Source organism: Rhodococcus sp. NPDC057297, assembly GCF_042667435.1.
In the GTDB taxonomy this organism is placed as follows: domain Bacteria; phylum Actinomycetota; class Actinomycetes; order Mycobacteriales; family Mycobacteriaceae; genus Rhodococcoides.
The window spans coordinates 413,137-425,370 of sequence record NZ_JBHUZE010000002.1; the positions used below are offsets into that span (position 1 = coordinate 413,137).

Below are 12,234 nucleotides of genomic sequence, written 5' to 3' on the forward strand. Positions count from 1 at the left end.
AGGTGCCCACTGTCACGCTTCCGCGAGGTCGATCTTCGTACGCTCCTCCACCTGCACGACCGCTTCGGCGTAACCGTGTACGTGCTTGGTCATCCGACGCACTGCCGCTGCGGAATCGCCCGTCCGGATGGCGTCGGTGATCGTCTTGTGCGCTTTGTGCGTCGTAGTCCGTACCGAGTCGTCGACGAAGGCCTTGTTTTCGGTCGAACTGTAGATCGCCTTCGACAGCGCCGACATGAACCCCATCAGCAACTCGTTGTGGCTCGCTGCGGCCACTCCGACGTGCCAGTCGACGTTCGCGCGCAGGAACGCGTCGAGCGGCAGTTCGAGATCGCCGACAGCGCGATTGGCTGCGTCGAGGACTTCGAGGTCGTCGTCGGTGCGGTACTTGGCGGCGAGGCTCGCGCACGCGGGTTCGATAGCTTCACGTGTCTCGAGCAGTGCGGTCAACCGGAGTTGCTGACCGCGAATCAGCAGACTGACCGAGGTGGCGAGCGAGTCCCCGCCCGGTTGCTGGACGAACGCGCCACCCGAGCGGCCGGTCTTGATGCTGACCAGGCCCTGCACCTCGAGGATTCGGAGCGCCTCACGCACGGTGGTGCGACTCATCCGCGTCTGGCTCACCAGTTCGCGTTCCGGAGGCAGGGCGGTCCCCGACGGGTACTCACCGCGCAGAATACGTTCGCGCAGATCGTTCGCCAGGACGTCCGATGCCTTCGGGACCTGCATGGGTTGCAGCTGCACGGGATGACGTTCGACTGCGCCGTTCGGCGTCGGCTGGGCCATCGATTCCCCCTCGTAATGCTTTTGGTCATACCTAAGTTAGCAGCACGGACACGCATTGTCCGACCACCGGGCGGGTTCGTTTATGTGTCGAACAATGGTCAGACCTTAGTAATGGTTGACTTGTAAGCATGGTCGAGGATAGTTTCAGAACCCAACGGGCGCCGTGCGCGCGACAAGACGACAGTGAGGACGTCATGGCAGACGAGGCCGGCAATGTAGTCACGTGGAAGACAGTCAAGCCCGGTGTCACCGTCGTGACGGCGGAGCGCCCACCCGCCAACGCGCTGGGGATCCCTCTTCTCGACGGTATGCACGCCGCGATGGACGCCGCCGAGAAGGCGGGCGACGTCAAGATCATGATCATCGCATCGGCAATCCCGGGGTTCTTCGCTGCCGGCGCCGACATCAAACACCTGTCGTCCATCGACGCGGAATCCTTCACCGCTTACGGCGACGAGATGCGTCGAGTAAACGACCGCCTCGCGTCCGCGCCCTACATCTCCATCGCGGCCGTCGACGGTCTCGCTCTCGGTGGCGGACTCGAATTGGCGATGGCGTGCACGCTGCGTGTATCGGGTCCCGGAGGGAAATTCGGTCTGCCCGAGGTGAAGATCGGCCTCATCCCCGGCGCGGGCGGAACGCAGCGACTGCCCCGTCTGGTCGGCCGTGGCCGCGCCCTCGACATCATGCTGACCGCGCGGCAAGTCCCCGCGGACGAGGCACTGTCGATCGGTCTCGTCGACCGACTCACCGACGGTGATGCCGTCGATGCCGCGTTGGCGTTCGCCGACGAGATGCGAGGAGCGTCGCTGCCCGCACAACTGGCCGTGGTTCGTACGGTCGACGCTGCGTTCGATCAGCCGTTCGCCGACGGCGCCGCGTACGAAGTAGCGCAGGAGCAGTCGCTGTTCGAGGACGGCGAAGCAGCCGAGGGGATCACCGCCTTCGTCGAGAAGCGTCGCCCCGACTTTCGCTGACCGTATCGGTCCGCCGACCTTTCGATCCCTGTGGCCACCGAGCCAGACCCCGTATCGAGGAGCATCATGAAGACTCTGGACGAGACGTTCGAAACAATGACCGTCGACGAGGTGAAGCCCGGCGTCGTCGTGGTCACTCTCGATCGGCCGGACCGCTACAACGCGATGACCAACACCATGTTCCTCGAGATGGAACGTCTGGCGTGGGGACTCGAAACCGAGGACGAATGCCGGGTCGTCGTCCTCACCGGACGTGGCAGGGCGTTCTGCGCCGGCTACGACCTCGCCGACGCCGACGAGCTTCCCAGCCTCGGTGCGCTCGGAATGCTCGATCAGCAAGAGCGCGCTGCGCGGGCACTGTCCGCGATTCGCGGGCTAAGGGTGCCCGTGATCGCTGCGGTCAACGGGCCCGCTGCCGGCGGCGGTTTGGCCTTGGCGCTCGCCGCGGACATCCGGATCGCCGGACCAACCGCGAAGTTCAACGCGGCTTTCGTGCGCATCGGGCTCTCGGCTGGTGATCTCGGAACCTCGTGGTTGTTGACCCGCCTCATCGGGCCGGCGAAAACCAGTGAGATCTGCTTCACCGGCCGCGTCGTCGAGGCGACGGAGGCTGCGGAACTGGGTTTGGTCAACTCCGTGTCCGACGACGTCGTCGCAGAGGCGATCGTACTCGCCGACGCCATCGTCGCCAATTCACCCGGTGGAGTTCAGTTGTCCAAACGCGCGCTGCAGGCAAACCTCGAAACCGGTTCGTACGCCGCAGCTCTCGAGCTCGAGAACCGTGGGCAGGCACTGCTGACCCGCAGCCCGGACATGGCCGAAGCGCTGGCCGCGTTCAAGGAGAAGCGCGCACCCATCTTCCAGGGGCGATGACCATGACATTCGTATTTCCCGACCTCGAAACGCTCACATTCGAAGAGCCCGAGCCGGGTATCGGCATCCTGCGGATGAACCGTCCGGACCGCATGAACTCGCAGACCGTGAAAATGTTTCACGAGTACCGAATCGCGGGTCGTGCTCTGCGCGACAGTGGTTTACGCACCCTGATCGTCACCGGAACGGGTGACTGCGCTTTCTGTGCTGGCTTCGACCTCGACGAGATATCGGTGATCGGAACCATGGGTGTGCGCGAGTTCCTGAAGTTCCAGGAAACCGCTACCGGCGGTATCCAATCCATTCGTTTTCTCCCCTTCCCGGTCATTGCAGCCATCCACGGTGCGGCGACCGGCGGAGGGATGGCCCTGGCGCTCGCCGCGGACATCCGTCTCGCCGCCCCGACTGCGAAAATCAGTGCAGCGTTCGTCAAAGTCGGTCTGTCGGTCGGCGAACTCGGTACCTCGTTCACCCTTCCCCGGCTGGTCGGTCCTGCGAAGGCTGCAGAGATCGGCTACACCGGGCGCATCGTGAAGGCCGACGAGGCGCTCAGCATTGGCTTGGTCAACCAGGTGTTTCCGACCGAGGACCTGATGACCGAGGCGATGGCGATGGCTCGCCAGATCGCCCAAAACTCTCCCGGCGGTGTCCGCATGTCTAAGAGGGCCATTCACCGCAACGGTGAGATCGGTTCGTACGAAGCCGCTCTCGAACTCGAGAACAGGGGTCAGGCCCTCCTGACCCGTACCGATGACATGCCTGAGGCGCTGGCTGCGTTCAAGGAAAAGCGGCAACCGATTTTCACGGGGAAGTGACCAGCGTGGCATGGGATTGGACACCGGACTCACTCGGGCGGCTCGAAGCGTTCCTGGGGGAGCGAGGCATCACCGACGGCTCACTGACCACACGAGCAATCGGTGACGGACACTCGAACCTGACGTTCCTGGTGAGCGACGGAACGCGCAGCGTCGTGGTGCGTCGGCCACCACCGCCGCCCATTCCGGCGGGCGCCCACGACATGTTGCGCGAGGCCGCTCTGTTGTCCGCGCTGCACGGCACAGCCGTGCCGGTTCCCGAAGTGTTGGCGATCGCGCAGGCCGACGACATCCTCGACGTGCCGTTCTACGTCATGAGTTTCGCGGCGGGGCACGTGGTCACACAGCGGACCCCTCCGCCCCTCGATCTCCCAGACCAGCGACTGTCCGTCGGACACTCGCTGATCGACACATTGGCAGATTTGCACGCGGTCGATTGGCGCGGCGCCGGTCTCGAGAAGATGGGCCGGCCCGAAGGATTCAACGCGCGACACCTGAATCGGATGAGACGGCTCATCGCCGATTCCGGTGGCGCCCTGCCCGCCGATTTCGTCGATGTCGACGCGTGGCTGCAGGCGAACGTTCCCACCGAATCGGGAGCCACCATCATTCACTGCGACTACCGCATCGGAAACGTGATGCTTGCTTCCGATGCGCCGGGCCGCATCGCGGCCGTTCTCGATTGGGAGCTCGCGACGCTCGGTGACCCGCTGATCGACGTCGGTTATCTCCTCGCGACGATTCCGGTTCTCGGTGAACCGATGAACCCTACCTCGGAATTGAGTGCGGCGTTGTTGGAAGAGGGTTACCCGACGCGAGACGAGTTGACCGCCCGCTATGCGCACCGGACGGGCCGTGACGTCTCGAATCTCGACTGGTACACCACGTTCGCTTTGTGGAAGCTTGCCGTCCTGTACGAATACAGCCGGCGCCGGGTCGACCACGGGATCGGTGATCCGTACTACGCAGACCCGGATCTGGTTCAGCGGTTCCTCGCCGACGCACGGCGCGCCTCGGGATCACATCAGTCGCTCTGAGAGAAGGAATTCTTATGACCACAGCCGAGCACGGCACCTCGTTCGTGGACCCGCTGGTAGGGCCCGACGTCGTCGATCTGCCCACAGGGTTCTTCGACCGTTTGATGTTCAACATGCACCCGGCCGATTCCACCGCTCCGTCGTTGATCACCGGCCTCGGCATCTACCCGCCGAAGAACTCGGTGGACGGATTCGTCGTTCTGAGTGTGGCCGGAGAGCAGCGTAATCTCCGTTTCGCGTCCGAGCTCGATGCCACGGATCGCAAGAGTTGTGGCCCCTTCGCGGTCGACTGTGTCGTCCCGAACGAGCAGTGGCGTCTTCGACTCTCCGGCAACGACATCGGCGTCGAATTCGACGTGACATGGCGTGCACGCACGCCCGCGTGGTTCGGTGAGATCGCGGTGGAGAACACCGCGTCCGACACTCGCACGTCTTTCGACCACCTGTTCCAGTCCGGGCGATACGAAGGCACGGTCAGCATCGACGGTGACCAGCGCTCGGTCGACGGTTGGTACGGCCAGCGCGACCGTTCGCGCGGCGTGCGCACCATGTCCGGTGGGCAGGGACTGCACATCTGGTACCAAGCTCAGTTCGCGGACTTCGCCATCGGCTTCCTGCTCGTCGAAACTCGCGCGCAGGAACGAATGTTGTTGAGGGGCGCGGTGATGCATGAGAACGGCACCCTCGACGCCATCACCGATGTGGGTCACGCGCTCGATTTCACTCCGGGTCTGGACCTGATCGGCGGAGTGGTGGAGGTGTCGACCGCGCGCGGTGAGCGTTACCGCGTGCAGGCCGATGCGTCCGCCGGCGGTGGCTTCATGGCCGGCGCCGGGTACGGCGGCCACCACGGCGTTGCGCGCGGAATCGATCACGTGGAGTCGGACCGGTACACCCTGGACGGCACCGTCGGCCCGACGACTCTGGATTCATCGCTCACGGATCGGCTGTGTGCGTTCACGTTGGACGGGCAACCGGGCGTCGGCATCTTCGAGTTCGCGCTGAGTCGCAGCAAGTCGTACGCGTACCGCCCGTCACTCTAGATTCTCGCGCAACGGATCTCCGTACGAGAAAGGCCCGCACACCTTCCGGTGTGCGGGCCTTTCTCGGTTCGGGTGTTCACACCGTGCGCTGCGCCTTGCTTGATGCGGATGCGGCCTTGCTCGTTTCCTTGATCTGGTCCCAGTCGGCGTCGGTCAGGCTGGTGAGACCGGCGAATGTGCCGGGGCCCGCGAGCATCTGTCCACCGTCCATGGCGATGGTCTGACCGGTGAGGTACTTGCACGCGTCGGACAGAACGAACATGGTCAGGTTGGCCAGCTCTTCGATCGTTCCGGTGCGGCCGGCGGGTATCTGATCGGCTTGAGTAGCTCCGACCGCGCTCTTGTCGGTGGGGTTGAGCATCTCCCACGCGTAGTCGGTGGGGATCGGTCCGGGAGCCAGTGCGTTGAGCCGAATGTTGTACTTCGCCCACTCGACGGCCAGCGACATCGTCATCGAGTGCACCGCAGCTTTGGCCATCGCCGAGGGCACGACGTATGCCGATCCCGTCCATACCCACGTGGTGAGCGTCGACAACACGCTGCCGGGCGTTTCGTCGGCAATCCACCGCTTGCCCGCTGCGTGGGTGGTGTGGAACGAGCCGTTCATCACCGTGCTCGTAATGGCCTGAAATGCTCGGGGACTCAGGTCTTTCGTCTGAGCGATGAAGTTTGCGGCGGCATTGTTGACGACGCTGTTGAGCGGGCCGTGGTCGTTCCAGATGCGCTCCATGGTCTGGTCCACGTTGTCGTAATCCCGCACGTCGACCGAGTGGAAATGCACCGAGCCGGGCCGCGATGCCGACGCTTCCTCGGCGGCTTCCTGCAGCACGGCTTCGCGCCGGCCCCACAGGTGCACCTCGGCGCCATGGTCGACCATGTGCTTGGCCACGCCGCGTCCGAGCCCGGTGCCGCCACCGGTGATCAGAATGCGTTTACCCGCCAGGAAGTCGGGGGAGAAAGTTGTTCCGTCGGTCATCGAGCACCTCGTCGTGTCGTGGTCTGCACCGTGCGCCGGTTACAAGCCGATGGTTTTCGCGATGATTTCGCGCTGAATCTCGTTTGTACCGCCGTAGATCGGCGGCGCGAGGGCGCGGCGGACCTGCCCTTCCATGCCGTACTCGCGTGCGTAGCCGTATCCGCCCATCATCTGCATGGCTTCGAGGGTGGTGTTCTTCGCAACCTCGGTGCACCGCATTTTCGCCATGGCGCTCTCACGAGACAGGTCGTCCTCGAAGCCGGCGTCGATGCTGTCGGCGACGTCGTAGACGAAGACGCGGGCCATCTCGATGTCGGTGGCCAGGTCGGCCATGCGGTGACGCAAGGCCTGGAAGTTGGCGATAGGCTGTCCGAACTGTTCGCGTTCGCGGGAGTACGCGATGACGTCGTCGAGTGCCCGTTGCGCTCCGCCGATACTCATGGCGGCGATGATGAGTCGTTCGATGCTCAGGCCGCGCATCAATTGTTTCCACGCCCCTCGCGCGGTCCCGACCACAGCCGAAACCGTTACCTCGACATCGGTGAAGAAGACGTCGTTGCAGGTGTGCGGTTCCATCGTCTGGATCGCACGGACAGTGAGGCCCGGCGCGTCGGTGGGCACCATCAACAAGGTCAGGCCCTGGTGCTTGGTTCCGCTCGAATCCTCGCGGGCGAGAACGAGAATGTGCTCGGCCACGTGCGCCGCCGAGATCCAGGTCTTCTGGCCGTTGATCAGATACCTGTCGCCGTCGAGCCGGGCAGATACCCGAAGACCGGCGAGGTCCGAGCCCGCACCGGGCTCGCTGAGAGCGATCGCTTCGAGCTTGCCCGCCGTCAGATTGGCGACGATGGTCGTCTTCTGCTCGCCGCTACCCCAGCGAAGGTAGGTCTGCGCGGCAGTCAAACCCGTGGAGTAGCCGGTGATCGGTGCGAGACCGCGAGCCGCCTCTTCGAGAAAGATGCATTCGTCGACGAATCCGGCACCGCCTCCGCCGAATTCTTCCGGCAGCGAGACGCCGAGCCAGCCATTGGCGGCCATGTCTGCCAACACCTTCGGGCTGTTCGAGAGCGTACCGCCGTCGGTGGCCGCGTCACGCTGAGCGACGGACGCCAGCTCGCGGCGGCAGTATTGACGCACTGCCGCCGCGAATTCGCGCTGTTCCGGTGTGAACCGCACCTACTTGCCCCGGTACTGACCGAAATCGGGCTTGCGCTTCTCGTTGAACGCCGTGATGCCTTCGCGTGCCTCGGGGGTCTCACCGAAGATCTCGAGCGTGGAGTACGCCATGCTGCCGATGCTCACGAAGTGTTCGGTGTCGGTGTTCATCGACTGCTTGAGTACCTTCAGCGCGGTGGGGGAGAAGTCCAGCATCTGATCCGCCCAGGCACGGACCTCGGCCTTGAGATCTGCTGCCGGGACGACCTTGTTGACCAGACCCCAGTCGAGTGCTTCCTCGGCCGACAGGCGGCGAAGCATGAACCAAATTTCGCGCGCTCGCTTCTCGCCGACGACGCGTGCGAGGTAGCCCGAGCCGAGTCCGGCGTCGAACGAACCGACGCGGGGGCCGTTCTGTCCGAACTGGGCGGTATCGGCGGCGATGGTGAGATCGGCCAAAACGTGCAGAACGTGTCCGCCGCCGATGGCGAGGCCGTTGACTGCGGCGATGACGGGCTTGGGCGTGTCACGGATGACGCGGTGAAGAGACTCGACCTCGAACAACCCGGTGACAGAGGGGCCGTAGTCGCCGGTTTCCATGCGCTGCTTTTGGTCACCGCCTGCGCAGAATGCCTTGTCGCCGGCGCCGGTGAGTGCGACGACACCGACCTCGCTGCTGGCCCACGCGCGCTTGAAAGCAAGGATCAGTTCGTCGACCGTCTGCGCACGAAAAGCGTTGTAGCGCTCCGGACGGTTGATGGTGATCCACGCGAGGCCGTTGTCGACCTCGTAGGTGATGTCGGTGAACTCGGCCATCAGACTTCGGTGTCCTTTCGCGTGATGAGCTTTGACGAGCCCATTCTGTGAATGCCAGTCTTTGGACTGACCATTTGCACAACACTAGACGGATTGGTTGGTATGGAGCAAGGGGTGATCGTCCAAATGCGGAAAAGGTTTTATATTTACTTTGGTCAGTCCTTATGGTCTCATGTGTGACGCCGGACACTAGGGCCAATGACGTGGACCGGTTCGAATCCACCGAACAGAAGGACGCAGCATGAGCACAGGACGATCGATGGCCACGGGTGGCCGAATGACCAATCGATGGTGGTACGCCGCAACAGGTTTCCTGACGCTCCTGTTCGGGTCGAGTACCGTCAACGTACTTTTCAACGTCGTCGGCAAGTCGATCTCCGATGAGTTCGGCTGGGATCGCAGCGTCATCACCAACGGCTTGTCGGTCGAGACCATCTTCGTGGGTTTCAGCATCGTCGTGCTCGGCCTGATGGTCGACCGGTACGGCCCCAGCAAGCCCGCTCTGCCTATGGTGCTGTTGTTCGGCGGCGGCCTGATGGCGATGGCTGCTCTCCCCAACAGCCAGTTCGTGTTCTACATGCTGTGCATCGTCATCGGTGCCGGAGCGGGAGCGTTGAACCCCGTGTCGCACGCCACCGTGGTCAGCGCCTGGTTCCGCGACAGCCGAGGACTCGCCCTCGGCGTTCTTATGGCAGGTATGGGCGCCTGCGGTGTTCTCATGCCCTACCTCGCGAACTGGGTACTGAGTGCATCCAATTGGCGAACCGTGTTCTTCGTCGTCGGATTGCTGTGCACAATCATCCCCGCAAGTGTCTATGCGTTTGTTACCCGCATGCCGGCCGAGCACGACGCAGAACGGCAGCAGGCGCGTGACGCGGGCAGTGTCGCCGGTGAATCCCTCGCGTCGATTGCGCGCAACTACCGCCAGTTCTGGTTGCTCGCGCTCGCGATTTTCCTGGTGTCGTCTGCAACGTTCGGTTTGATGTCGCAGGTGATCCCGATGGCCACGGACAAGGGCATCGCACGTGAAACCGCCGTTGTCGTTCTGTCGGTGTTGAGTCTGTCGTCGGTCGGTGCACGCCTCGTCGTGGGGTTCCTACTCGACCGTTTGTTCGCCCCAATCGTCGGCTCGGTCATCTTCGCATTGTGCGCAGTGGGCGTTGGGCTGCTGATTTCGTCGGCATCGCTCCCCGTTCTGATGGTGGGCGCCGTCCTCGTCGGCTTCGCGCTCGGTGCAGAAGGCGACGTCGCTGCCTACATGGCCAGTCGATACTTCCCCAAGCACTCGTACGGCCGAGTCCTCGGCGTCGTGTACTTCCTATACGCAATGGGATCGGCGTTCGGGATCTTCCTTCTGGGGCAGGTGTACTCGGCCACCGGTTCCTACACGGCCGGAGTCGCACCGATCGTCGGCATGGTCGTCGCTTCGATCGTCTGTCTGTTGTTCATGGGTAAGTACCGATATTCGCTCGACCACCACGAGACCGACGCGCACGAGCCGCAGCGCGACTCGAGCGCAGCAATGTAGAGAGACCGGGCCGACTAAAAGCTCGTCCTCGCTCATCGCCTGCTAGAAGCGAGTTGGGTCGCCGTCTTGACTGCCGCGATGATCGATTTCATGTGATCGACCATGCGAGTGCTCGGTCCGGCCACCGTGATCACCGCAGCCACCGCCCCGCGTGAGAAAACGGGTGCCGACACGGCATGGAGGTCGGGCAAGGTGTCGCCCTCATTGAGGGCGACACCGCGGTCGGCGATCGAGGCCAGTTCGCCTCGTACGCGGTTGCGAGTTGCAGTGTCGGAGAACGCGGACACCAGATAGCGTTCCCGGAAGTCCTCAGAACTGTTGGCCAAGAAGCACTTTCCGGCACTGGTCGGATACAGCGGTCGACGGACGCCGATCGGGGGTGTGTAGCGAATGGCCCTGGTTGATTCGATCGCCTCGGTGTACACGACCGACTCGCCGGACAGCATGACCAGCGTGACGGTTTCGTCGAATTCTTCGTGCAGCGTAACCATGGCGGCCCGGGCCGACCGCTCGATCGACGACCGGGGTGGGTGCAGCGCGTTGACAGCGGGCCCGATGACGAACAACCCGGCGTCGTGCATCCGAAGGTAACCGTTCGAGACAAGCCCGTGCACCAAACCGTGGATCGACGATCGCGGTGCGTCGAGGTGGGCGACAATGTCGGCCATCCGCACGCCGTTCTCATGCTGCGCGACGTACTCCAGGATGCCTGTCACGCGCGACACCGTCCGGTGCTCGCGCGAAGCGCTTTCGCTCATGCGGGTGATCCTCCCCCATTCGATCGACTAGTGATGGCACGCGTGAGCCATTATCGCCGGAAGTTTTCGGCGCCGACCTGATCCTCGGTGTGGTGTGCCACGTCGGCCTCGATCAACGCATCGATCTCGCTGCTCAAGTATCCGAGACTGGACAGGATGCGCCGGGTGTCCGATCCCCGCGGTCTCGGCGGCGTCCGCACGCCGACCTCCGCTCGACTGAGTTTGATCGGGGATCCGATGCCGCGGTATCCGTCCTTCTCGACCACCATGTCTCGGTGGAGCACGTGGCGGTCACGCAGGACTTCGCCGACATCGCGGACCGCTGCGGCCGGTACCCCTCGCGTGATCAACCGGTCCGCGAGATCACGCCGTTCGAACCGGGCGATCTCGTGTGCCAGCAGGCCGCGAAGCCTCGGAAGATTGTGCAAGCGGACGGAATTCGTTGCGAACTCCGGCGCTGCGCCGACGTCGGGGATGTCGAGAATGCGCGTCAGTTCGCGAAACTGCCTGTCGTTTCCGACACCGATGAACAAGGGGCCGTCCGCAGCATCGAACGTGTCGTACGGTGCGACCGTCGGATGGGCGGAGCCTGTGCGGCGAGGCACCCGCCCGTCGGCGAGGTGAGACGCCGAATGCGGGTGGAGCAGCGAGACAGCTGTGTCGAGGAGTGTGCAGTCCACGACCTGGCCGAGCCCTGTGAGCTCACGATGCCGAAGTGCAAGGAGTATTCCGCTGAAGGCATAGATTCCGGTGACCATGTCGACGATCGGAACGCCCACGCGCAGTGCCGGCCCATCGGGTTCGCCGTTGATGCTCATGAGCCCGCCGTACGCTTGGGCGACGGCGTCGTACCCCGGTTTGCCACCCATCGGACCATCCGTACCGAAACCCGTGATGCGACACACGATCAGTCTCGGAAACCTTTCGGCCAGAACTGAATCGCTGTACCCCCAGCGTTCGAGTGTTCCCGTCTTGAAGTTCTCGACGACGACGTCGGCCGATGCGAGCAGGTCGCCGAGAATGCGTTGACCGTCCTCGGTCCGCAGGTCGAGGCAGACGTTGTCCTTGTTGCGATTGATCGCACCGTAATAGGCGCTGGTGTCGGGGGCGACGAACGGAGGTCCCCATGCCCGAGTGTCGTCCCCGGCGGGGGGCTCGACCTTGACGACCGAGGCACCATGATCTCCGAGCATCTGAGTACAGAGCGGGCCGGCCAACACTCGGGACAGATCGAGGACGCGAACGCCGTCCAAGCTTCCGCCGGGGGGAGTCGACCCGTCCATGAGATCTCCGATCGTGTCGTATATGCGAACAGTCTGTTTCATCTGGGAGATAACAGTTGCCGATCTTGTTGGTGTCGTCAAGCCGCTCGGGCCTGTTGACGTGACCTGTACCACTCGCTACCGTCAAACGGTATCGCAACTACGTCAAATATGTCGTATATACGATGAGGCGCGACGTGGCCGGGCC

General features: G+C 63.6%; 12 protein-coding genes. 6 read left to right on the forward strand and 6 right to left on the reverse strand.

The features are described from left to right. Positions 1 to 12: 12 nt before the first annotated feature. Positions 13 to 786: a FadR/GntR family transcriptional regulator gene (locus ACFULT_RS07890; protein ID WP_378481115.1), complete on the reverse strand. Its 774-nt coding sequence runs from the start codon at positions 784 to 786 to the stop codon at positions 13 to 15. 194 nt (positions 787 to 980) lie between these two features. Here ACFULT_RS07890 and ACFULT_RS07895 point away from each other — a divergent pair, with 194 nt between their 5' ends. From ACFULT_RS07895 to ACFULT_RS07915, 5 genes are all read left to right on the forward strand, one after another. Beyond that, a complete protein-coding gene (locus ACFULT_RS07895) occupies positions 981 to 1,763 on the forward strand; it encodes an enoyl-CoA hydratase/isomerase family protein (protein WP_378481116.1) in 783 nt (260 codons plus the stop codon). 66 nt (positions 1,764 to 1,829) lie between these two features. Further along, a complete protein-coding gene (locus ACFULT_RS07900) occupies positions 1,830 to 2,636 on the forward strand; it encodes an enoyl-CoA hydratase/isomerase family protein (RefSeq protein WP_378481117.1) in 807 nt (268 codons plus the stop codon). Between the two features lie 2 nt (positions 2,637 to 2,638). Further along, complete coding sequence (locus ACFULT_RS07905; protein WP_378481118.1) at positions 2,639 to 3,451, forward strand: enoyl-CoA hydratase/isomerase family protein; 813 nt, start codon at positions 2,639 to 2,641, stop codon at positions 3,449 to 3,451. Positions 3,452 to 3,456: 5 nt separating this feature from the next. After that, on the forward strand, positions 3,457 to 4,488 hold the full coding sequence (locus ACFULT_RS07910) for a phosphotransferase family protein (protein WP_378481119.1): 1,032 nt from the start codon (positions 3,457 to 3,459) through the stop codon (positions 4,486 to 4,488). A 14-nt stretch (positions 4,489 to 4,502) separates the two neighbouring features. Further along, positions 4,503 to 5,531, forward strand: a complete 1,029-nt coding sequence (locus tag ACFULT_RS07915) for a hypothetical protein (protein WP_378481120.1) — start codon at positions 4,503 to 4,505, stop codon at positions 5,529 to 5,531. A 76-nt stretch (positions 5,532 to 5,607) separates the two neighbouring features. Here ACFULT_RS07915 and ACFULT_RS07920 read toward each other — a convergent pair whose 3' ends face one another. The 3 genes from ACFULT_RS07920 to ACFULT_RS07930 are packed head-to-tail and all read right to left on the reverse strand — an operon-like array spanning position 5,608 to position 8,478. Further along, positions 5,608 to 6,507, reverse strand: coding sequence for an SDR family oxidoreductase (locus tag ACFULT_RS07920; RefSeq protein WP_378481121.1), 900 nt, complete (start codon positions 6,505 to 6,507; stop codon positions 5,608 to 5,610). Positions 6,508 to 6,546: 39 nt separating this feature from the next. Continuing rightward, complete coding sequence (locus tag ACFULT_RS07925) at positions 6,547 to 7,683, reverse strand: acyl-CoA dehydrogenase family protein (protein ID WP_378481122.1); 1,137 nt, start codon at positions 7,681 to 7,683, stop codon at positions 6,547 to 6,549. Next, positions 7,684 to 8,478: an enoyl-CoA hydratase-related protein gene (locus ACFULT_RS07930; protein ID WP_378481123.1), complete on the reverse strand. Its 795-nt coding sequence runs from the start codon at positions 8,476 to 8,478 to the stop codon at positions 7,684 to 7,686. It abuts the gene before it with no gap. Between the two features lie 241 nt (positions 8,479 to 8,719). Here ACFULT_RS07930 and ACFULT_RS07935 point away from each other — a divergent pair, with 241 nt between their 5' ends. Further along, a complete protein-coding gene (locus ACFULT_RS07935) occupies positions 8,720 to 10,006 on the forward strand; it encodes an MFS transporter (RefSeq protein WP_378481124.1) in 1,287 nt (428 codons plus the stop codon). 32 nt (positions 10,007 to 10,038) lie between these two features. Here the strand turns inward: ACFULT_RS07935 and ACFULT_RS07940 are convergent, their stop codons facing one another. Together ACFULT_RS07940 and ACFULT_RS07945 are read right to left on the reverse strand one after the other, a co-directional pair. Further along, a complete protein-coding gene (locus ACFULT_RS07940; RefSeq protein WP_378481125.1) occupies positions 10,039 to 10,764 on the reverse strand; it encodes an IclR family transcriptional regulator in 726 nt (241 codons plus the stop codon). Positions 10,765 to 10,814: 50 nt separating this feature from the next. After that, positions 10,815 to 12,089 (reverse strand): CaiB/BaiF CoA transferase family protein, encoded by a 1,275-nt coding sequence (locus ACFULT_RS07945; RefSeq protein ID WP_378481126.1) that lies wholly within the window; start codon positions 12,087 to 12,089, stop codon positions 10,815 to 10,817. Positions 12,090 to 12,234: the final 145 nt, after the last annotated feature.